At 42.4% G+C, this 20,634-nt stretch carries 22 protein-coding genes; 6 read left to right on the top strand and 16 right to left on the bottom strand.

Annotation, left to right across the window (positions count from 1 at the left end):
• Positions 1–9 precede the first annotated feature (9 nt).
• The 9 genes from ACTG7L_RS02930 to thrA form a co-directional block, all read right to left on the bottom strand.
• Positions 10–1,176: an EmrA/EmrK family multidrug efflux transporter periplasmic adaptor subunit gene (locus ACTG7L_RS02930; RefSeq protein WP_439287415.1), complete on the bottom strand. Its 1,167-nt coding sequence runs from the start codon at positions 1,174–1,176 to the stop codon at positions 10–12.
• A gap of 48 nt (positions 1,177–1,224) precedes the next feature.
• Positions 1,225–1,905 (bottom strand): M15 family metallopeptidase, encoded by a 681-nt coding sequence (locus tag ACTG7L_RS02925; RefSeq protein WP_439287414.1) that lies wholly within the window; start codon positions 1,903–1,905, stop codon positions 1,225–1,227.
• Between the two features lie 272 nt (positions 1,906–2,177).
• Positions 2,178–3,308: a succinyl-diaminopimelate desuccinylase gene (gene dapE, locus ACTG7L_RS02920; protein WP_439287413.1), complete on the bottom strand. Its 1,131-nt coding sequence runs from the start codon at positions 3,306–3,308 to the stop codon at positions 2,178–2,180.
• A 49-nt stretch (positions 3,309–3,357) separates the two neighbouring features.
• Positions 3,358–3,651 carry a BrnA antitoxin family protein gene (locus ACTG7L_RS02915; protein ID WP_439239806.1) on the bottom strand — a complete coding sequence of 98 codons (294 nt, stop codon included), beginning with the start codon at positions 3,649–3,651 and terminating at the stop codon, positions 3,358–3,360.
• Positions 3,614–3,886, bottom strand: a complete 273-nt coding sequence (locus ACTG7L_RS02910) for a BrnT family toxin (protein WP_439239805.1) — start codon at positions 3,884–3,886, stop codon at positions 3,614–3,616. The genes ACTG7L_RS02915 and ACTG7L_RS02910 overlap by 38 nt, the downstream gene beginning before the upstream one ends.
• Before the next feature lie 173 nt (positions 3,887–4,059).
• Positions 4,060–4,407, bottom strand: a complete 348-nt coding sequence (locus ACTG7L_RS02905; protein WP_439287412.1) for an ArsC family reductase — start codon at positions 4,405–4,407, stop codon at positions 4,060–4,062.
• A gap of 66 nt (positions 4,408–4,473) precedes the next feature.
• Complete coding sequence (gene thrC / locus ACTG7L_RS02900) at positions 4,474–5,748, bottom strand: threonine synthase (protein WP_439287411.1); 1,275 nt, start codon at positions 5,746–5,748, stop codon at positions 4,474–4,476.
• Between the two features lie 140 nt (positions 5,749–5,888).
• Positions 5,889–6,839, bottom strand: a complete 951-nt coding sequence (thrB, locus tag ACTG7L_RS02895; protein ID WP_439287410.1) for a homoserine kinase — start codon at positions 6,837–6,839, stop codon at positions 5,889–5,891.
• A gap of 11 nt (positions 6,840–6,850) precedes the next feature.
• Positions 6,851–9,301, bottom strand: a complete 2,451-nt coding sequence (gene thrA / locus ACTG7L_RS02890) for a bifunctional aspartate kinase/homoserine dehydrogenase I (protein WP_439287409.1) — start codon at positions 9,299–9,301, stop codon at positions 6,851–6,853.
• Positions 9,302–9,625: 324 nt separating this feature from the next.
• Between thrA and ACTG7L_RS02885 the strand changes: the two genes are divergently transcribed.
• The 6 genes from ACTG7L_RS02885 to rapZ all read left to right on the top strand — a co-directional run bounded on the left by ACTG7L_RS02885 (position 9,626) and on the right by rapZ (position 13,620).
• Positions 9,626–10,330, top strand: coding sequence for a YggS family pyridoxal phosphate-dependent enzyme (locus ACTG7L_RS02885; RefSeq protein WP_439287408.1), 705 nt, complete (start codon positions 9,626–9,628; stop codon positions 10,328–10,330).
• Positions 10,331–10,397: 67 nt separating this feature from the next.
• A complete protein-coding gene (gene lptC / locus ACTG7L_RS02880; protein ID WP_439239800.1) occupies positions 10,398–11,000 on the top strand; it encodes an LPS export ABC transporter periplasmic protein LptC in 603 nt (200 codons plus the stop codon).
• On the top strand, positions 10,978–11,499 hold the full coding sequence (gene lptA / locus ACTG7L_RS02875; protein WP_439287460.1) for a lipopolysaccharide transport periplasmic protein LptA: 522 nt from the start codon (positions 10,978–10,980) through the stop codon (positions 11,497–11,499). The genes lptC and lptA overlap by 23 nt, the downstream gene beginning before the upstream one ends.
• Before the next feature lie 11 nt (positions 11,500–11,510).
• A complete protein-coding gene (gene lptB, locus ACTG7L_RS02870; protein WP_439239799.1) occupies positions 11,511–12,236 on the top strand; it encodes an LPS export ABC transporter ATP-binding protein in 726 nt (241 codons plus the stop codon).
• 11 nt (positions 12,237–12,247) lie between these two features.
• Positions 12,248–12,742 carry a PTS sugar transporter subunit IIA gene (locus tag ACTG7L_RS02865; RefSeq protein WP_439287407.1) on the top strand — a complete coding sequence of 165 codons (495 nt, stop codon included), beginning with the start codon at positions 12,248–12,250 and terminating at the stop codon, positions 12,740–12,742.
• Positions 12,743–12,762: 20 nt separating this feature from the next.
• A complete protein-coding gene (gene rapZ / locus ACTG7L_RS02860) occupies positions 12,763–13,620 on the top strand; it encodes an RNase adapter RapZ (protein WP_439287406.1) in 858 nt (285 codons plus the stop codon).
• A 70-nt stretch (positions 13,621–13,690) separates the two neighbouring features.
• Here rapZ and lipA read toward each other — a convergent pair whose 3' ends face one another.
• From lipA to mrdA, 7 genes are all read right to left on the bottom strand, one after another.
• Positions 13,691–14,653 carry a lipoyl synthase gene (gene lipA, locus ACTG7L_RS02855; protein ID WP_439239829.1) on the bottom strand — a complete coding sequence of 321 codons (963 nt, stop codon included), beginning with the start codon at positions 14,651–14,653 and terminating at the stop codon, positions 13,691–13,693.
• Between the two features lie 39 nt (positions 14,654–14,692).
• Positions 14,693–15,364 (bottom strand): lipoyl(octanoyl) transferase LipB, encoded by a 672-nt coding sequence (gene lipB, locus ACTG7L_RS02850; RefSeq protein ID WP_439287405.1) that lies wholly within the window; start codon positions 15,362–15,364, stop codon positions 14,693–14,695.
• A gap of 13 nt (positions 15,365–15,377) precedes the next feature.
• On the bottom strand, positions 15,378–15,683 hold the full coding sequence (gene ybeD / locus ACTG7L_RS02845; protein WP_439257160.1) for a DUF493 family protein YbeD: 306 nt from the start codon (positions 15,681–15,683) through the stop codon (positions 15,378–15,380).
• A 94-nt stretch (positions 15,684–15,777) separates the two neighbouring features.
• Complete coding sequence (locus ACTG7L_RS02840) at positions 15,778–16,959, bottom strand: serine hydrolase (protein WP_439287404.1); 1,182 nt, start codon at positions 16,957–16,959, stop codon at positions 15,778–15,780.
• Between the two features lie 20 nt (positions 16,960–16,979).
• Complete coding sequence (locus tag ACTG7L_RS02835; protein ID WP_439287403.1) at positions 16,980–17,471, bottom strand: septal ring lytic transglycosylase RlpA family protein; 492 nt, start codon at positions 17,469–17,471, stop codon at positions 16,980–16,982.
• Positions 17,472–17,526: 55 nt separating this feature from the next.
• Positions 17,527–18,648 carry a rod shape-determining protein RodA gene (gene rodA, locus ACTG7L_RS02830; protein ID WP_439287402.1) on the bottom strand — a complete coding sequence of 374 codons (1,122 nt, stop codon included), beginning with the start codon at positions 18,646–18,648 and terminating at the stop codon, positions 17,527–17,529.
• Positions 18,645–20,630, bottom strand: coding sequence for a penicillin-binding protein 2 (mrdA, locus tag ACTG7L_RS02825; RefSeq protein ID WP_439287401.1), 1,986 nt, complete (start codon positions 20,628–20,630; stop codon positions 18,645–18,647). The genes rodA and mrdA overlap by 4 nt, the downstream gene beginning before the upstream one ends.
• Between the last annotated feature and the right edge of the window lie 4 nt (positions 20,631–20,634).

The raw sequence follows: 20,634 nt of genomic DNA, 5'->3' as shown, positions 1-20,634 counted from the left end.
CCAACCGCCTTAATAGGTATTTTGTGAAATAATCGAATTCACTAAATTTTCCACCGCAGTTTGATCATAGACTAAACTTGATGTGGAATAGCGGGTTTGCTGTTGGTTTTGATCACGAGCGGTTCGTAATACCTCACCATCAGTTTGCTGGACATTCACTTCCACCTGAGAAGATAAACCGATACGGAGCGGATATTTTTGCAACTGTTCAGGATCTAACGCAATGCGAACTGGCACACGTTGCACCACCTTAATCCAGTTGCCTGTGGCATTTTGTGCGGGCAACAAGGAAAACGCACTGCCTGTTCCCATATCAATCCCCGATATTTTGCCATTAAATTCAACGTTATCACCGTATAAATCTACTTTGATTTTCACCGGTTGGCCAAGTCGCATATGTCTTAACTGGGTTTCTTTGAAGTTCGCATCAATCCACATTTGATCCACTGGAATCACCGCTAATAATGCCGATCCAACCGCCACTTTTTGCCCCACTTGCACCGAACGGCGTGCTACATAACCATCAATCGGACTGACGATTTGACTACGTTGTAAATTTAACCACGCCTGTTTTAATTGGCTGACGGCACTCAATACTGCAGGTTGCTGTTCTAAGGGTACATCAAGCAACAAGGCTTGATTTGCAGCCAACTGATTTTGCGTAGCGAGTAAATCTACTTTGGCTAATTCAACCGCCTCTTTCGCATGTAAATAACTTTCTTTATCAATAGATTGGGTTCTATTTAGCTGTTCACGACGTTGTAAATTTCCACGTGCTTGTTCAAGACTAACAGTCTTACTTTGTACCGTGGCAGAAAGTTGTTTTATACTATAATTTAATTGTGAAATCTGACGCACTGCACTGGCTAAATTACTTTGAGCTTGTTCAAAAGCAAGCTGTAAATCACTGTTATCTAAAGATAATAACGGCTCACCGGATCGCACAAAATCCATGTTATCCACATTGATTTGCTGAACATTACCGCTGACTTGTGATGAAATCATCACTTGATTTCCACTCACATAGGCATCATCAGTCGTTTCATAGCCTTTAACAAAAAAGAACCAATAAAGCCCTGTGGCTAAGGCAATTAACAATAAAATAACGATGAAAATAGAGAGTGCTTTTTTACGGTTTCTTTTTTTGCTGGAAGGAAAGTTTTTTTCTTCTGACATATTATGTTTCCTTATTTGACAGATTCGTTTACAAGACGACTGCCTATTTTAACGCAAAAAGCGGTCAAAAATCTCATTTATCTTGTTGATTAACACAAATTTTCCAGCAATATCCTCTTTTTCCCAACCGGCTAATAAAATTTCTGGGGTAAATTGCTGTTGTGCCACTGCTGCCAAAGGCAAATAGCTAATATGCCAAGGTTCACGCCCGACTTCTTGATATTGTTCGGGTTGCATAAACGGCAAACCGAAATCAAAGTGCGGTAATTTTTCTTGCAGAAATTGGCTCAACTCAAAGAAATAGCCACCCTGTTGATATTCCCAAGGTTCAAGTTGCAAAGGTTGATTGACTGGTAATAAATCAGGATCAAAAAAATCAATTTCTGTCCCCCAATGATGACGGCTAGCTCCCGGCATAGCCGACCAACGCAAAATCGCTTGTGCTTTTTGCCAATCGTCAAGTAGGCTGAAATCAATGGCATGACCTTGATCGTCATGGACTTTCCGCTCACCATTAAATTTACCATTCCAAATTAACTGCTGGCGTCCAAAATCCCGAAAGCTACTGGCTGGCTGTAAATTAAAGCCATTTTGCACCGCACTTTGTTGTAACCCTTGAAAGGCTTTCACCGCCTGCGGTTGCAAAAAATGATTTGACGAGTGTGGACAAGGCAATGGCACTAAATGTGTGCGAGATTTACCGGTTAATTGATCGATAGTTAATTTCATATTTTTGTCTTGATTTTTAGTAAACATAACGCTATTATTTAGGAACTGCCTAGCAGTAGTTGCAGCTACTGCTAGGACTTTACGTTAAATCATTAGTAAGCAGGTAGTGCTATAACTAATAAGATAACAAGGATTAGTATTTTAACTGTCATAATCCAGTTCCTTTTTGTAAGCCCCACTCGTCAGCGTGGGGTTTGCTGTTCCTAGCCCCATGCTAGCGAGTGGATTATATCACAACTGGATTTTAAACCACTATATTTATTTTCACCATTTTAGTTAAGTAAATTCCTCAACATTTCCCGATACACTTCGCCTAATGTCACCAAATCGCTGACACTCACACATTCATCCACTTTATGAATCGTGGCATTAAGTGGGCCAAGTTCCACTACTTCACCGCCCATTAAAGCGATAAAACGGGCATCGGACGTACCGCCACCTGTGTCTAACTGCGGTGAAATTTGCACGATTTTTTCAAGAGCATTGACCACGGCGTTGACTAATTTATTGGGTTGGGTTAAAAACGGTTTTCCCGACAGATTCCACTCAATACGATATTTTAATCCATGTTTTGCCAACATTTCAGCCACTTTATTTTTAATGCTATCATCGGTAACTTCGGTGCAATAGCGTAAGTTGAATTGCACAAAAAGCTCCCCTGGGATCACATTATTACTGCCTGTGCCCGCTTGAATATTGGCGATTTGCAAACTGGTAGGCGGAAAAAATTCATTGCCGTTATCCCATTGGTAAGTGGTCAGTTCCTGCAAAAAGGGCACCGCTTTATGTACAGGGTTCTCAGCTAGATGGGGATAGGCAACATGTCCTTGAATGCCTTGAATATACAGATTGCCCGTGATCGATCCTCGTCTGCCGTTTTTCACAATATCACCGAGCGTTTTTGAGCTAGACGGCTCGCCCACAAGGCAATAATCAATGTTTTCACCACGAGCCATTAAGGTTTCCACCACACGAACGGTGCCGTCTTTGGCGGCGGCTTCTTCATCGGAAGTAATCAACAAGACAATAGTGCCTTTATGATTTGGGTGAGCTTTGACATATTCTTCTGCCGCCACCACCATCGCCGCCAGCGATCCTTTCATATCCGCTGCCCCACGGCCATACAGCATATCACCCACAATGTCTGCAGAAAAAGGTGGATACGTCCATTGGCTTTCATCCCCCGCCGGTACTACATCGGTATGCCCTGCAAACGCAACAATCGGAGCGGTTGAGCCGTGTTTTGCCCACAGATTTAAGGTGTCATTAAAGGGAAACCATTCAATGCTAAAGCCTAATTTTTCAAGGCGGTCAGCAATCACCTGTTGGCAACCTTGATCGTCAGGGCTGATAGAGGGACGGCGAATAAGATTTTGAGCGAGAGAGAGAATGTCGTTTTTCATTTTATTTTCAATATGTTATTTTTCTATATTATGAGTAGATGATGTGGCATTAATGACTTGCAATCCATTCAAGCAATGCACTATTCATTCGAGTTTGCCAGCCTTTTCCTGTGGATTTAAAATACTCTAATATCTTATCATCAAGGCGAATTGTTACAGGTTTTTTAGGATTTACCGAATAGGGGCGACCTATTTTCTTTCTTAACTCATTTAAATCTGAGCTCATCATTGCATTGTCCCAATCAAACTGTTGCTCAGAGTCATCTTTTACTACCTTATCAGGAGCGTTGGCAAGCAGTACATTTTTATCCATAAATGATGTCAATGAATTTTCTCGTTTCATATTTATCCGCCTTTCTAATTGAAATAATATGGGGAAATTCTCTGTCCACCCAAACCATAAAAACAACTTGATGATGTAATATCCCATAGCTTTGTAAGCGTTGTTCACCATAAAAAAGTCTTTTATCTTCAGTGGTTAACATAGGATTATCAAAAATCACTTCACAGCCAATAAAATCAATACCGTGTTTAGCAATATTGATAATTCGTTTATTTTCATCATAACTAATTAACATCTAAACGCTCACGAATCCTTTAATAATTGTATGTACAAAAAATAAGAATGTCAAATAAGTGAGAGAATACAAAAGAGAATGTTAAATAGCTATATTCCTTTGTCATTTTTGGAATACAGATCACAAAAATGAATTTTATTCAGGGGAAAACCACCTATTATCCCCTGTGATCTTTATAGATTAAATGCGTTTTGATATTCAGTTTGGTCAAATCCAATTAACGCCATGCCATCTTGCAAAATAATCGGACGTTTAATTAGCGTAGGTTGTTCTGCAAGCACTTGCAGTGCGGTGTTTTTTTCAAGATTTTTTTTTACCGTTTCATCTAAATTTCGCCACGTGGTACTACGTTTATTAACCAGATTTTGCCAACCGAATTGACGTTCTGCTTTAGCTAAAAAATCAGCTGTCAAACCGTCCACACGATAGTCGTGCAGTTGATGTTCAATATGATTATCGGTAAGCCATTTTAAGGCTTTTTTCACCGTGTCGCAGTTTTTGATACCGTAAACTTTTATCATCATTTTTCCTTTATAAAATAAAAGTGCGGTTAAAAATTTTCGCTTTTTTCACCGCACTCCATCTGATTATTTCAACAAATACGCTTTTAAAGTGGCAAAATCATTGTCCATTTCATCAGACAATAACGGCAATTTGTTGTGTTTGTCTAAGGCATCGGGCAATGGCAATTCGATACCTAAAATTCGCTCAACGCTTTCTTTGAATTTGGCTGGGTGAGCGGTGCAAAGGAATAAGCCTGTTTCGCCTGTTTGCAACTGATCTTTTAACACTTGGTAAGCGATCGCACCATGTGGTTCACACAAATAACCTTGGGCATATTGGGCTTTCAGTGCGATTTCCGTTTCAGCGTCATTTAATGCTCCTGAGCCTAATTCGCTTAACTGCCAGCCGTTGCGTTTAAATAATTCTTCTACCCGAGGCCAGTTGTTTGGTCGGCTTACGTCCATGGCATTAGATAGCGTAGCCACGGTTGCATTGGGTTGCCATTCGCCTGTTTGTAAGTAACGTGGCACCGTGTCGTTGGCGTTGGTGGAGGCAATAAAGCGTTTGATTGGCAAGCCTAAGGTTTTGGCGATTAAGCCAGCAGTTAAGTTACCGAAGTTACCACTTGGCACGGACACCACCAAATTTTGGCGTTGTTCGGTGTTCAACTGGGCTGCAGCTTCAAAATAGTAGCACACTTGAGCCAGTAATCGACTGATGTTGATGGAGTTCGCTGAGTTTAAGCCAATCGCTTGACGTAATTCTTCATCATCAAAGGCTTGTTTCACAAGGGCTTGGCAAGCGTCAAAGTCCGCATTGATCGCCACTGTGCGAATATTGCCACCGAGTGTGCAGAACAGTTTTTCTTGTAACGGACTGATTTTGCCTTTCGGGTAAAGAATCACCACTTCAATGTTTTCTAAACCGTAGAACGCATGAGCCACCGCCGCCCCTGTGTCGCCTGAAGTTGCCGTTAAAATGGTAATTTTACCATCCCCACGCACGGTAGCAAGGGCTTGTGCCATAAAGCGACCGCCGAAGTCTTTAAAGGCCAATGTTGGACCGTGGAATAATTCTAAAGCATAAATATTCTCCGCCACTTTCGCCACAGGAGCAGGGAACGTAAAGGCATTTTTTACCATCGCATTAAGTTTATCTGCTGGAATTTCATCACCGATTAATGCAGCTAAGATTTTTTGGCTACGTTCCACTAAAGGCAATGCCAATAATTCGTCAATATTGCTTAATTGCGGAATGGTTGCTGGAAAAAATAATCCCTGATCTTTACCTAAGCCTTGACGGACGGCTTGGGCGAAGTTGACTTGTTGTTCTGGGTGTTTGATGTTGTATAAATTCATTTGTTGTCCGATTTTATTTAAAATGACAGCCTCTCCCTTTGGGAGAGGACGGAGAATATTTCACCGAAATTTTCGGGAGGTGAGGGTTTTCTCCCTCACCCTAGCCCTCTCCCAGAGGGAGAGGGGACGATTGCATTATTCTACGCTAATTCCCTTGCCCCTGCATTATCCACTTTACAAATATGCACGAAGCCTTCGTTGTTTTGTAGATAATGGTTTTCAAGGTAATTTGCCACTTTGGTGGCAGTCACCAGATCAGGGGTAATGCTAAACATGGTCGGTCCTGATCCTGAAATGCCACTGACTAACGCCCCTAAATCTCGGCTGGCTTGTTTCACTTCGGCGAAATTTGGCAATAAGGTGGCTCGATAAGGCTCGGCGATGACATCTTTCATCATTAACGCCGCCAATACATCTTGTCCTGTATGGCAAGCGTGGACGAAGCTGCCTAAATGACGACCGTGGGCGATCATATCTTGACGTGTGTAGCTTTTCGGCAAAATAGCACGGGCTTCGGCGGTAGAGACTTCAATACCAGGGTACGCCAACACCCAATACCAACTGTCAAAAAAAGGCAATTTTTGACTGATATTGCCTAGACTTTGCACCATTAATTGCAAGCCACCGAGATAACAAGGGGCAACATTATCATAATGGATGGAGCCTGAAATTCGCCCCTCCAATTCGCCCATCATTTCCAATAATTCCATTTTGGAAAACGGCTCATCATGGAATTTATTTAACGCCACCAAGGCTGCCACAATGGAACAAGCACTGGATCCTAGCCCTGAGCCAATCGGCATATTTTTTTCCAAGGTTAAACGCAAGCCTTTGGTTTTGCCACCACGCAATTTAAAGCGTTCGCTGAATAACACATAGGCTTGATACACAATGTTTTTTTGCGGCTCTTTTGGCAATTTTCGCACAAAATAGCCCGCACTTTCCAACTCAAATCCTTGCGGAATGTCTTCAATTTGCACCACATCACCGAGCAACGAGCCATCAATCGGCGAAATTGCCGCCCCGAGGGTGTCAAAGCCCACATTGATATTGGCACTGGAGGCTGGGGCATAAATTCGTAATGTCGTCATTGTGTTTGTCCTTAGGATTTTAAGGTTCTTAAAATATCCGCAAAGATCCCTGCGGCAGTCACCGCATTACCTGCTCCGTAACCACGTAATAACAATGGAATTGGCTGGTAATAACGAGTGTAGAATGCCAACGCATTTTCACCGTTTTTCACTTTATATAAAGGATCATCGCCGTCCACAGCAACAATAGACACCTTACATTTGCCGTTTTCAATCTGCCCCACATAACGCAATACTTTACCCTCGGCTTTGGCTTTTGCGACTCGCTCTGCAAATTCCGCATCTAATTGCGGTAACATGTCCATAAATTCATCGACATTTTTGCCTTCGCTAAAGCCTTTTGGTAGCACACTATCTACTTCAATATCGGCTAATTCAAGGTTTAAACCAATTTCACGGGCTAAAATTAATAGCTTACGAGCAACATCCGTTCCCGATAAATCATCTCTTGGATCAGGTTCAGTAAAGCCTTTTTCACGAGCAAGTGCGGTGATTTCTGATAAGGTTTTGCCCGTTTCTAATTCACCAAAAATAAAGGACAATGAACCAGATAAAATTCCGTTAAATTTTACCACATCATCACCTGCGGCAAGCAGATTTTGTAAGTTTTCGATCACTGGCAAACCGGCACCCACATTGGTGTCATACAAGAATTTACGCTGTGTACCACGTGAATTTTCACGCAGTAAATTATAGTATTCAAGTTCTCGAGTGTTGGCCTTTTTATTCGGCGTGACCACATGGAAACCCTCGCTTAATGCTCGAGCATATAAAGCTGGTACCGAATCGGAAGACGTGCAATCCACAAATACTGGGTTCACCACGTGATGTAATTTAATAAAAGACAATAACACATCAAAATCTGACGGTTGAGTGGCATTGGCTAAATCGTCTTTCCAATTATCCAAATTCAAGCCGTTTTCATTCAATAGCATTTTGTTGGAATTGGCTAAGGCACAAACTCGGATTTCAATGTCCTTTTTTGCCAAATATTCTCTTTGACGTTTGATTTGTTCGATTAATTCGCCGCCGACACCGCCGACGCCGACAAGAAACATGTCCACCACTTTTTTATTATTAAACAAGGCTTGGTGCGTCGCACGCACTGCCTCAATGGCTTTATTTAACGGCACCACGGCAGAAATAGAACGCTCGGAAGAACCTTGTGCAATGGCCACAATGCTGATATTCGCACTGGCTAAGGCAGAGAAGAAATTCGCTGCAATGCCTTTGGCTTGTTTCATGCCGTCACCGACCACGGAAATAATCGATAAATCATGGATGACTTCCACGGGGTCTAAGGCTTTAGAGGCTAACTCTTGGGCAAATTCGGCATTTAATGCGGCTTTAGCTTTCTCCATGGCTTTCGTTGGCACGCAGAAACTGATACTGTATTCGGAAGAAGATTGCGTAATTAAAATCACGGATACGCCGGCTTTTGACATGGTCGAAAATACTCGAGCGGCCATGCCCACCATACCTTGCATACCGGCACCCGATACATTAAACATAGCAACGTTATCTAAATTGGTAATGCCTTTCACTTGTAGGCCGTCTGAAACACGTTCATTGCCATCAATCACTGAACCCGGAGCGTCTGGATTGCCGGTATTTTTAATTAAGCACGGAATTTGTGGTTCGACTAATGGCCCAATCGTCCGTGGGTGAATCACTTTGGCCCCGAAATAAGACAATTCCATGGCCTCACGATAAGACAGGCTTGGCAATAGACGAGCGTCTGGCACTAAACGAGGATCACAAGTAAACACGCCGTCCACGTCGGTCCAAATTTCACATACTGAGGCATGTAAACAAGCGGCTAAACAGGCGGCGGAATAGTCAGAACCATTACGGCCTAATAACACCAATTCGCCTTTTTCATTACCGGCAGTAAAACCTGCCATAAGCACCACATTTTTCGCTGGAATAGAACTGGCGTCCACTCGTTTGGTGGATTCCGCAATATCCACACTGCTTTCTAAATAAGAACCATGGGCTAATAATTTTTGCACCGGATCAACTAAGGTCACCTCATAACCGCAAGCCTCAAACCAGGCTTTCATCATAGCAATAGACAATTTTTCCCCACGGCAATCAATGGTCGCTTTGACGCTATCTTCCACTTTACCCGCTTGACGAATTTGGCTATCTAATTGTTTAATTTGAGCAAATTCCGCATCAATTAAGGCTTTCGTCCCTGCCAGATCAAATTTATTATTTTTTGCATGTAATCCATTAATAATATGATAGAAAATATCAAGGGCTTCACTAAAATGATCTTCGGTAGGTTGATTTAGACTGGCTTTTTCTGAAATGGCGACAAGGTGGTTGGTGATTTTGGCAGGTGCCGATAAAACCCCTGCAGCCTGTTCTTCTAAATGGGCTTTTTCGATCAGCTCGGCGGCTTGTAAAAAACGTTCTGGGTTGGCTAAAGATGTGCCACCAAATTTGAGTACTCGCATAATGTTTCCTTAATGTTGTGAATGTTTAAAATCTTGTATAAAAAAACCCGCACTTTATCGTTGTTGCGGGTTTTGTTGAATTTGATTACGCACTAACCCGCCCCATTCATCGTCATAATGGTGGTGGTCATAATCATGGTAAAAGTGCGGTTTAATTTCATTATTTTTTTCCGAAATTTTTAACTGACGTTAGAAATACCGAAATTTTATAACATTGTCAAATAGAAAATAAAAAATAATACTAAAAAATTATCTTTGGTGCTTATTTTTTAGAAATCAGCTAAAATAGCGGTTCAAAATTAAGGAAAATTAAAGGCTCGCTATATGCAAATTAAAAATAATTTAGATCAGATTCATCAGCAAATTGAACAAGCCTGTCAACAAGCCAACCGCGCACCGCATTCAGTACAATTATTAGCGGTATCAAAAACCAAAACCGTGGAAGATATTCAGCAAGCAATTGACGCCGGTCAACGGGCATTCGGTGAAAATTATGTGCAAGAGGGCGTGGATAAAATTCAACATTTTAACGCAGTCGGTGTCGCCTTAGAATGGCATTTTATTGGGCCGTTGCAATCCAATAAAACACGTTTAGTCGCAGAACATTTTGATTGGATGCAAACCCTTGATCGGGCCAAAATTGCGGATCGTTTGAATGCACAACGGTCTGAGGGAAAAGCACCGTTAAATGTATTAATCCAAATTAATATCAGCGATGAACAGAGTAAATCTGGCATTCAACCGAAAGACATGTTGGCTTTAGCAAAACATCTCGAAAATTTACCGCACTTACGTTTACGTGGGTTAATGGCCATCCCGGCACCAACTGATAAAATTGCGCAACAAAAAATGGCATTAAGTGCCATGCATGCGTTATTCGAGCAACTGCGAAAAGCCTTACCAACACAACAAATTGACACGCTTTCCATGGGGATGACCAGTGATGTGGAAAGTGCGATTCTTTGTGGCTCAACCATGGTACGAATTGGCACGGCGATTTTTGGTAAACGCAATTATTCCAGTAACTAACGATTGTATTTAGCAAAACTATGTTATAATCGACGGGTTTAACTTTACATGAATTTTAAGAGCAGACATGAATATTCGTTGGACAGCGATTCTCGCTATTATTATGCTGAGTTTATTGGGGTGGTATTATTCCTTAAATCAGACAGATAGCGGATTAACTGAATTAATCAAGAAAGAAGAAAGCCCCGAATACACCGGTGACAAAATGAGCACGGTGGTATATTCGCCCACGGGGGCAAAACAATATGTGGCCATTTCCGATAAAGTAGAATATTACGAAAATGACGGTCATACGGATTTCCAAACGCCGATTGTGTATTTATTCGACATAGAAAACGAAAAAACACAACAAAAAGAAAGTTGGAAATTGCAGGCCAATAAAGCCACCTTAAGCAAGGATAATATGTTGTATTTAGAGGGAAATGTACTGGGCGAAAGTTTGTTACCCTTGTCTAAATTACAACGCATTGAAACGGAAAGTGCGGTGGTCAATTTAACCACGCAAGACATTCATTCCGATAAACAAGTGAAAATTAACGGCTTAAATTTTACCTCTACGGGGCTAAAATTAACCGGCAATTTGCAACAACAAGTGGCGACATTGAAAGAACAAGTCAAAACACACTATGAGATTAGTAAATCAAATGATGAAACAAAAAATACACCATAAACTTATTTTATTAACGGCAATGATGATGACCTCTGTGTCAGCGTTTGCCTTAAAAGATGATACCAATCAACCGATTAGCATTACCTCTGACAACCAGTCTTTAGATATGGAAAGTAGCGTGGTGACATTCACGGATAACGTGGTAATTACCCAAGGATCGATTTTAATCAAAGCCAGCAAAGTCACCATCACTCGCCCACCGGAAAATTCGAGCAAAAAAGAAACCGTGGAGGCCTTTGGTAGCCCAGTGAGTTTTCACCAAAAATTAGACAACGGTAAACCGGTGGACGGCAAAGCCAATAAAGTGCATTATGATTTAGGCGCTGAATTTTTAACCCTAACTGGCAACGCAGAGCTTAAACAATTAGACAGCAAAATCAATGGTGACCGTATTACCTATGATGTGAAAAAACAACAACTTAAAGCCAACAGCGCAAAAGGTAATCGAGTGAAAACCGTGTTAATTCCAAACCAATTAAACGAGAATAAGAAAAAATAAGGTCACCAATTATGTCTGTGTTAAATGCGGAAAACCTCGCAAAAAGTTATAAAAGTCGAAAAGTTGTGTCGGACGTGAGTTTTACTGTCAAATCTAATGAAATTGTCGGCTTGCTCGGTCCTAACGGAGCGGGCAAAACCACGTCATTTTATATGGTGGTGGGCTTGGTTCGTCATGATGAGGGAAAAATTACCATTGATGGCGAAGATATTAGCCTGTTACCTATGCACAATCGAGCGCAAAAAGGGATCGGCTATTTGCCCCAAGAGGCCTCTATTTTTCGTCGTTTAAGCGTCTATGACAATTTAATGGCGGTGCTAGAAATTCGTAAAGATTTAAATACCGCACAACGCCGTGCAAGAGCCGATGAACTCATTGAAGAATTTAATATCGGCCATATTCGTGATAACTTGGGCCAATCGCTTTCAGGGGGCGAACGTCGCCGTGTGGAAATTGCCCGTGCCTTAGCCGCTAACCCGAAATTTATTTTATTAGATGAACCCTTTGCGGGGGTTGACCCGATTTCGGTGATCGATATTAAGAAAATTATCACTGACTTACGTAATCGAGGCTTAGGCGTGTTAATTACCGATCACAATGTGCGTGAAACCTTAGATGTCTGTGAACGAGCCTATATTGTCAGTGCTGGCCACATGATCGCCACCGGTACACCAAGCGAAGTGATGAATAACGAGCAGGTTAAACGTGTTTATCTCGGTGAACAATTTAAATTATAAAGAAGAAAAATATGACAAAATTCACCGCACTTTTAACCCCCGAAACCATTCGTCAAGGCGTTATTTGTACGAGTAAAAAAACCGCACTAGAAATGGCCGCCAACCTCTTAGCCGAACAAGTCAACATAGACGATTTTGGCGAAATAGAATGCTTTGAAAGCCTATTTAATCGGGAAAAATTAGGCTGCACAGCGATTGGTAATGGCATTGCCATGCCTCGTTCACGTATTCCAAACGGTGATAAAGTCTGTGCCGTATTTTTGCAATTAAGCCACGCCATTGATTATGACGCAGCGGATAAACGAGAAGTGGATCTGATTTTAGCCATTCTTATTCCCGAGGCATTTTGCCCCGATTATACGCCAGTGTTGGTGGAATTTAGCGAAAAATTAAAAGACAAAGCCTTGCATAAACAGCTCCGAGCGGCACAAAGTGCGGAGGAAATTTGGCAAGTTTTCCAACAGTTTGATGAAAAAATAACAGAAGATTCAGATTTACCCACATAACCACATTATTGAGATAAATTATGGAATTAATTATTGTTAGCGGACGCTCAGGGGCAGGAAAATCCGTCGCCCTACGAGCTTTAGAAGATATTGGTTACTACTGTGTCGATAATTTACCCATTGAACTCCTCCCTCAGCTAGCCCAAATTCTCTCTAAAAATCAACAGCTCGCTGCGGTCAGCGTGGACATTCGCAACTTACCAGATTCAGCCGAATCCCTCGAGCAGATGATCAACCTGTTATCCACCCAACATCAGGTGAAAATTATTTTTCTCGACACCGATCAAGATGTCTTAATCCGCCGTTACAGTGATTCCCGCCGCCCTCATCCGCTTTCATCCATTAAAGATATTTCCCTTGAAGTGGCCATTAATGCAGAACGGGATTATTTGGAACCGCTATATCAACAAGCCAATATTATTGTGGATACCACCGAATTATCCACTCACGAACTGGCCGAAAAATTACGAAATTTCTTACGTGGCAATCATAATAAAGAACTGAAAATCGTGGTGGAATCCTTTGGCTTTAAATACGGCATTCCCCTTGACGCCGATTATGTATTTGATGTGCGTTTCTTACCTAATCCCCACTGGGATCCTGCGCTACGCCCGATGACCGGCCTCGATCAACCCGTGATTGAATTTTTGGAACGGCATACCGAAGTCTATAATTTTATTTACCAAACCCGCCATTTCATTGAAACTTGGTTGCCAATGTTGGAAAAAAATAACCGCAGTTATTTGACCATTGCCATTGGCTGCACTGGCGGAAAACACCGTTCGGTGTATATTGCGGAACAAATCGGCAAGTATTTTCAAGATAAAGAAAAAAATGTGTCGATTCAGCATAATTCGTTGAAAAAGCATAAAAGCTAACCAACAAAAAAATGCGGTGGAAAAACTCTTCATTTTTCCACCGCACTTCATTCACTTCTATATAGCCTAATTATTTCACCACGCCACCACTGGCCTGTAAATCCGCATGATAAGACGAACGCACGAAAGGCCCGCAAGCGGCGTGTTCAAAGCCCATTTTTTCGGCTTCGTGGCGGAACATATCAAATTCTTCTGGTGGCACATAACGTTCCACTTTTAGATGGTGACGGCTTGGTTGCAAATATTGCCCAACGGTCAACATCGTCACACCGTGATCACGTAAATCTTGCATTACCGCCAAAATTTCTTCGTTGGTTTCACCTAAGCCCACCATTAAGCCCGACTTGGTTGGAATATCGGGAAACTCTTCTTTGAAAATTTGTAACAAGCGTAACGACCATTGATAATCTGCCCCTGGGCGAACTTCACGATATAAACGAGGGACATTTTCAAGATTGTGGTTAAACACATCGGGCGGATTTTGTTTCAAAATCGCTACGGCTTGTTCGATGCGTCCACGAAAATCGGGTACCAAAATTTCCACTTTGCAACCAGGATTTAAGGCTTTGATTTCACGCACAGTAGCAGCAAAATGAGCGGCGCCACGATCGGCCAAATCATCTCGGTCAACAGAGGTAATCACCACGTATTTTAATTTCATATCCTGCACCGTTTCCGCCACTTTGCGTGGTTCTTCGGGATCCAATGGCAAGGGTTTACCATGTGCCACGTCACAGAACGGACAACGGCGGGTACAAATGGCGCCCATAATCATAAAGGTGGCGGTACCATGATGAAAACATTCGTGTAAATTTGGGCAAGAGGCCTCTTCACATACGGAATGCAAGCCATGACGACGCATGCCGTTCTTAATGCTGTCAATTTTAGCCGAACTGGCAGGCAGTTTGATTTTCATCCACGAGGGTTTTTTTAATAATTCCTGATCGGGATCGATGTTTCTCACCTGAATAATAGACGTTTTCGCCGCATCACGGTATTTAACGCCACGTTCCATTTTAAAGGGAGTACCCATTTTATATCCTATGCTGTCTTTTTCAAATTAAAATTATGTTTAATTGTTAAAAATTTGTTGCGTATTATAGCCTAAAATTGCGGTAAAGTGTGCAACTAATTTCGGGGCGACTTTTTCGCATTCTGCTTCAACGGGATCCACAAAATCGGCGAGCTGGCACATTTCGAGTCCGGCATAACCACAAGGATTAATATAATGAAAAGGTTGCAAATCCATTTGAATATTCAAGGCGAGTCCATGAAAGGAGCAACCTTTGCGAATACGCAAACCCAAGGAACAGATTTTTTTCTCAATCCCCTGACAATCTACATACACCCCTGGGGCGTCGGGTTTTGGATAAGCCGTGACATGGTAATCCGCCAGCGTTTTTACCACCGACTGTTCAAGCGCCGTCACTAAATCACGCACGCTAATATCATGACCTTGTGCTTTATGGCGTTTAATATCAATCAACACATACATCACCTGTTGGCCTAAACCGTGGTAGGTAATTTGTCCGCCTCGATCCGATTGCACCACAGGAATATTGCTTGCTTGCAATAGATGTTCAGGTTTGCCCGCTTGTCCTTGGGTAAATACAGCGGGGTGTTGGACCAACCAAATTTCATCTGGCGTGTCTGCGGTACGTTCGTCAGTAAAGGCTTGCATATTATGCCAAACCTCTTGGTAATCTTGCGTGCCAAGTTGGCGGACAATCAAAGGAATATTCATTCAGGCCTCCGCTTTAAAGCACCATTCTGACGCCTTCAATTTTGGCTAATTCGGTATAAAGGGTTTCCACTTGCGCAATATTTTCTGCAATAATATCAATAGAAATGGAATTATAGGTGCCTTTTGAGCTGATATGCTCACGGGGTTTATAATCGCCTTTGGCGTATTTTTGCGTGGTGACCACCACATCATCCATTAAATCAGGGCGGTTTTTACCGACCACTTTAAAGGTAAAGGCACAAGGAAAGTCTAACAGATCTTTTAATTGTTGTTGTGGAATATCTGCTAAATTAATTTCTTTGACATTGATCTCTGCCATGATTTTTCCTTAAATTTGTTAAAAAAGCACCGCACTTCAATAAAAAGTGCGGTATATTTTCTGAAAGTTTTTTGCGAGTAATGCGTGACGTTAATTAGAATAAGCTCTTAATGGTTAAGATTAGCCAGTCCCATGCACGGCCAAAGATACCCGCCTCGCCGACATCTTTCATGACTTGCACATTGACGGCGGCAATATCTTTACCGTCTAATTGATAAATCACTTTTCCGACATTTTGGCCTTTCGCTAATGGCGCCTCTAGGCCTTTGCCATCATATTCTACACGCACTTTTAAATCCGCTTGTCGGCCTTTTGGAATGGTTATAAAACCATCTTGCAACATGCCCACAGCGACTTTATTTTCATCACCATAATAAACGTTTTTTTCTTCAATGGCTTTGCCCGCTTGTAAGGTTTTAATACTTTCAAAGCTGTTAAAGCCCCATTGTAATAATTTTTTACTTTCTACTTCACGGCCTTTCTGCGTTGCGACGCCCATCACCACCGAAATTAACCGCATATCACCGTTATTGGTGGCAGAGGCAACGAGGTTATAGCCAGCTTGATCCGTATGACCGGTTTTCATGCCGTCCACGTACAGAGTTTTATCCCATAATAAACCATTGCGGTTTGGCTGTTTAATTTTGTTAAAGGTGAAATCTTTCTCGGCATAAATTTTATATTCTTCTGGAAGATCACGAATAATATGCGAACCAATAATGGCCATATCACGAGCAGAAGAATATTGATTTGGGTCGTCTAAGCCGTGTGGCGTGGTGAAATGAGTGTTTTTCAAGCCAAACTGATCAGCGTATTGATTCATCAATTCAATAAATTTATCGGTGGAACCCGCCACATGTTCGGCCATGGCCACACAAGCGTCATTGCCTGAAACCACGATAATACCACGGTTTAAATCGGACACCGAGACTTGTTGATTAAGGTTGAGGAACATTTTAGACGAACCTGGGAATTTTTGTCCCCAACTACTTTCCCCAATGGTGACCGTGTCCGTTGGGCTAATTTTCCCCTGTTGAATCGCCGTCCCCACCACATAACTGGTCATCATTTTGGTTAAGGAGGCGGGATATTGACGTTGATCAGGGTTTAGGCTCGCTAACACCGCACCCGAATTGTAATCCATTAAAATATAGGTTTGGGCGTTAATTTGCGGAGGTGTCATACCAAAATCGACATCTGCGACACTGGCAAATGATAATGATAATAACCCCGCCGTTAAGGCAATTTTGGTGTTTCTAAGTGAATGTTGCAACATTTCAATAATCCTTTAAATGCTTAATTATGAACAAGATAGAGTTTTTCGACTTTCACATCGGCAATACCTGCAGTGATGATCCCCAATTTTGAGGCCGCCGAGGTCGATAAATCAATAATTTTTGTTTTGCTAAACGGCCCACGATCATTGATTTTGACGATCACCTGACGGTTATTGCGTAAATTGGTCACCAACACATGAGTACCAAACGGTAAAGTGCGGTGGGCGGCCGTCAATTTTGCTCCACTATAAATTTCACCACTTGCGGTGTGACGGCCATTAAATTTTTTATGGTAATAACTGGCTTTTCCCCTTTGTACAGCGGCTTTTTCAACCACGGCATATTGCTTACCATTATGCGTGTAAACTGGCGCTTTATTCGTTGTCGTTGGTTGTGCCTTAGGCGCAGATGTTGCCGCCACCGTATGTTGACTTTTGCTTGCTTGCGCCGAGGAGGTACAGGCGGTTAAAAAAGCCGCTAAGAAAATGGCTAATAAGAGTTTTAATTTCATCATAACGTTCCCAAATGGATTATTCCCAATTTATATAGAGTATTAACATGGTCATTTAGTTCCCTTGCCCATACAGACTTTTTGTTTTATGGGTGTGAATGGACATGACCAAACCAAACCCCGCCATTAATGTCACAAAGGAGGTGCCACCGTAACTCACGAGCGGTAATGGCACACCAACCACGGGCAAAATACCACTCACCATGCCGATATTCACAAAAATATACACAAAGAAAATTAAAAATGTGGCGCCCGTTAAAATCCGTCCAAAGGCATTTTTCGCTTGCGCCCCAATGATTAATCCACGGCTAATAATAAAAAAATAAATTGCCAATAAAATTAACACGCCAATTAAACCATGTTCTTCGCTTAATACCGCAAAAATAAAGTCGGTATGAGGTTCGGGTAAAAATTCGAGCTGAGATTGAGTACCCTCCATCCAACCTTTGCCCCACATACCGCCAGAACCAATGGCAATTTTTGATTGCAAAATATGGTAGCCCGCCCCTAAAGGATCTTTTTCAGGGTCGAGCAAGGTCAATACCCTTGTGCGTTGATAATCGTGCATTAAATACAGCCACATAATCGGAATAAAAGCGGCTAATCCTAACACGGCGGCCAGAATGATCCACCAACTCATGCCTGCTAAGAATACCACAAAAATGCCCGACGCACTGACTAAAATCGAGGTGCCTAAATCAGGTTGAATGGCCACCAATAAGGTCGGGAAAATAATCATCATAAAGGCAATCAGGGTTTCTTTCCAATTAATCGGTTGTTGTCGATTGCCTAAATACACCGCTACCATTAACGGCACCGCTAATTTCACGATCTCCGAGGGTTGAAAACGGACAATGCCCAAATCGAGCCAACGTTGTGCGCCTTTACTGGTGGTGCCGATTAAATCCACTAACACCAATAAAATCACCCCCGCAATATACAAAATAGGCGCAATTTGTTGGTAAAACCTTGGCGGTAATTGTGCCATAACAAACATCACCGCAAAACCTAAAATCACTTGAATCACCCGACTACGGAACATGGTTTCACTGCCACCCGAGGCACTATAAAGCACAAGCAAACCATAACCTGAAATCACAATCAAGCCAATGAGTAGCCAAAAATCGAGGTGCAGTTTGCCCCATAAATTGGGGATCAACGCCGGTTTTTCATTCATTCTGTTATCTCTGTTTCTTCACTTTTTTGCACCGCACTTTCAGGGGCAAGCGCATTATCAACGTTGTCAGTTGGATCGATATTACGTTTTGGTAATCGTTGCAACAAATAATAATCCATAATTTGGCGCACAATCGGTGCAGAATTACTGGATCCCCCGCCGGCATTTTCAAGAATCATGGCCACCACCACTTTTGGCTCGTTATAAGGCGCATAGGCCATAAACCAAGCGTGGTCGTGCAAGAATTTTTTCAAATTATGGGCATCATATTTTTGCCCCTCTTTCAGGCTAAACACCTGTGCGGTACCGGATTTTCCTGCGGCGTCATAAGTGGCGCCCGCAAAGGCTTTACGCCCCGTGCCAAAGGCACTATGAATAACGCCGTACATGCCGCGTTTGGCGGCCGCCCAAGCGCCCTCCGTGGGCTCGCTAATGTCTTCATACAACAATGGATCTTTATAGGGTTCCACCAAAGAGCCATGAATTTCTTGCATTAAGTGCGGGGTATTCACACGCCCATTATTGATTAACACCGCCAAGGCTTTGGCTAATTGTAACGGCGTGGCGGTCCAATAGCCTTGCCCAATGCCCACCGGAATGGTATCGCCCATCACCCAAGGTTTTTTATAGCGTTTTTGTTTCCATTCCCGATCGGGCATAATGGCAGCGGTTTCTTCTTTAATATCCACGCCTGTTGGCATGCCAAAACCGAACTTTTTCATCCATTCCGATAAGCGATCAATGCCTAATTTATAAGCCACTTGATAGAAATAGGTATCAGAAGATTCAGTAATCGCTTTTTGTAAATCGGTGTTGCCGTGACCCGATTTTTTCCAGTCACGAAAGCGCTTGGTGGTATTCGGCAACACCCAATAACCGGGGTCAGACACGGTGGTACTGGTGGTGATCACATTTTCCGTTAATGCTGCCACCGCCACAAAGGGTTTCACGGTGGAAGCGGGCGGATAAGCGCCCTGTGTCGCACGACTATACAACGGACGATCTTCATCCTCTAATAAACGTTTATAATCCGCCCCTGAAATGCCGCCAACAAATAAATTATTATCGTAACTCGGGCTGGATACCATGGCTAAAATACTGCTGTCTTTCGGATCCAACACCACCACGGAGCCTTTTTGTTTGCCTAAACGTTCCATAATAAATTGCTGTAACGGCAAATCAATGGTGAGATGAATACTTTTGCCCGCCACCGGTTGCTGTTCGCTGAGTTTGCGAATCACCTTACCACGGCTATTAATTTCCACCTGTTCATAACCCGGTTTGCCATGCAATTCATCTTCGTAATAACGTTCAATCCCCAATTTTCCAATGTCCGTGGTCCCCGCATACATGGCGTCTTTTTCTTCTTTTTTCAGGCGTTCGGCGTCTTTATCATTAATTTTTGACACATAGCCTAGAATATGGGTCATGGCTTCGCCGTATAAATAATTGCGTTTAAAATACGGACGAATGTCAGCACTCGGATAGTTATATTGATTGACGGCAAAACGGGCAATTTGTTCTTCGTTTAAATTGGGTTTTAATAAAATCGGCGTGTAACGGGTCGAACGGCGACGTTCTTTTTTAAATTGGGCGATATCGTCGTCGGTCAACCCCACAATCATGCGTAATTCTTCAAAAGTGCGGTCTAAATCTTCCACTTTTTCTGGCACAATATACAAACCGAAAAAGGTTAAATTTTCCGCTAACAAGGTGCCATTACGATCATAAATCAAGCCCCTTGTGGGGGCGACAGGTAATAATTTAATCCGATTGCCATTAGAGCGGGTTTGATATTTATCGAAATCCACCACCTGTAAATGGTATAAATTGGTCAGCAACACCACCGCCAACACCAAAGTACCGATAAATGCCACCAAGGCACGGCGCACAAATAAATTCCGCTCCGCACGATTATCACGGATCGGTTCATGCCGAGGTTTGGCAAATAAGGTGGCAAATAATTGAGTTAACCAACGCATAATC

The sequence above is a fragment of the Lonepinella sp. BR2357 genome (assembly GCF_051851525.1).
Taxonomy (GTDB): Bacteria; Pseudomonadota; Gammaproteobacteria; order Enterobacterales; family Pasteurellaceae; genus Lonepinella.
The sequence above is the reverse complement of the archived record's forward strand: the minus strand, read 5'-3'. Positions and strand labels throughout refer to the sequence as shown.

Excerpts from the sequence above, each read along its gene's own strand:
- ACTG7L_RS02930 (WP_439287415.1), bottom strand. The coding sequence starts at position 1,176 with ATGTCAGAAGAAAAAAACTTTCCTTCCAGCAAAAAAAGAAACCGTAAA.
- ACTG7L_RS02925 (WP_439287414.1), bottom strand. The coding sequence starts at position 1,905 with ATGAAATTAACTATCGATCAATTAACCGGTAAATCTCGCACACATTTA.
- dapE (WP_439287413.1), bottom strand. The coding sequence starts at position 3,308 with ATGAAAAACGACATTCTCTCTCTCGCTCAAAATCTTATTCGCCGTCCC.
- ACTG7L_RS02915 (WP_439239806.1), bottom strand. The coding sequence starts at position 3,651 with ATGAAACGAGAAAATTCATTGACATCATTTATGGATAAAAATGTACTG.
- ACTG7L_RS02910 (WP_439239805.1), bottom strand. The coding sequence starts at position 3,886 with ATGTTAATTAGTTATGATGAAAATAAACGAATTATCAATATTGCTAAA.
- ACTG7L_RS02905 (WP_439287412.1), bottom strand. The coding sequence starts at position 4,407 with ATGATAAAAGTTTACGGTATCAAAAACTGCGACACGGTGAAAAAAGCC.
- thrC (WP_439287411.1), bottom strand. The coding sequence starts at position 5,748 with ATGAATTTATACAACATCAAACACCCAGAACAACAAGTCAACTTCGCC.
- thrB (WP_439287410.1), bottom strand. The coding sequence starts at position 6,839 with ATGACGACATTACGAATTTATGCCCCAGCCTCCAGTGCCAATATCAAT.
- thrA (WP_439287409.1), bottom strand. The coding sequence starts at position 9,301 with ATGCGAGTACTCAAATTTGGTGGCACATCTTTAGCCAACCCAGAACGT.
- ACTG7L_RS02885 (WP_439287408.1), top strand. The coding sequence starts at position 9,626 with ATGCAAATTAAAAATAATTTAGATCAGATTCATCAGCAAATTGAACAA.
- lptC (WP_439239800.1), top strand. The coding sequence starts at position 10,398 with ATGAATATTCGTTGGACAGCGATTCTCGCTATTATTATGCTGAGTTTA.
- lptA (WP_439287460.1), top strand. The coding sequence starts at position 10,978 with ATGAAACAAAAAATACACCATAAACTTATTTTATTAACGGCAATGATG.
- lptB (WP_439239799.1), top strand. The coding sequence starts at position 11,511 with ATGTCTGTGTTAAATGCGGAAAACCTCGCAAAAAGTTATAAAAGTCGA.
- ACTG7L_RS02865 (WP_439287407.1), top strand. The coding sequence starts at position 12,248 with ATGACAAAATTCACCGCACTTTTAACCCCCGAAACCATTCGTCAAGGC.
- rapZ (WP_439287406.1), top strand. The coding sequence starts at position 12,763 with ATGGAATTAATTATTGTTAGCGGACGCTCAGGGGCAGGAAAATCCGTC.
- lipA (WP_439239829.1), bottom strand. The coding sequence starts at position 14,653 with ATGGGTACTCCCTTTAAAATGGAACGTGGCGTTAAATACCGTGATGCG.
- lipB (WP_439287405.1), bottom strand. The coding sequence starts at position 15,364 with ATGAATATTCCTTTGATTGTCCGCCAACTTGGCACGCAAGATTACCAA.
- ybeD (WP_439257160.1), bottom strand. The coding sequence starts at position 15,683 with ATGGCAGAGATCAATGTCAAAGAAATTAATTTAGCAGATATTCCACAA.
- ACTG7L_RS02840 (WP_439287404.1), bottom strand. The coding sequence starts at position 16,959 with ATGTTGCAACATTCACTTAGAAACACCAAAATTGCCTTAACGGCGGGG.
- ACTG7L_RS02835 (WP_439287403.1), bottom strand. The coding sequence starts at position 17,471 with ATGAAATTAAAACTCTTATTAGCCATTTTCTTAGCGGCTTTTTTAACC.
- rodA (WP_439287402.1), bottom strand. The coding sequence starts at position 18,648 with ATGAATGAAAAACCGGCGTTGATCCCCAATTTATGGGGCAAACTGCAC.
- mrdA (WP_439287401.1), bottom strand. The coding sequence starts at position 20,630 with ATGCGTTGGTTAACTCAATTATTTGCCACCTTATTTGCCAAACCTCGG.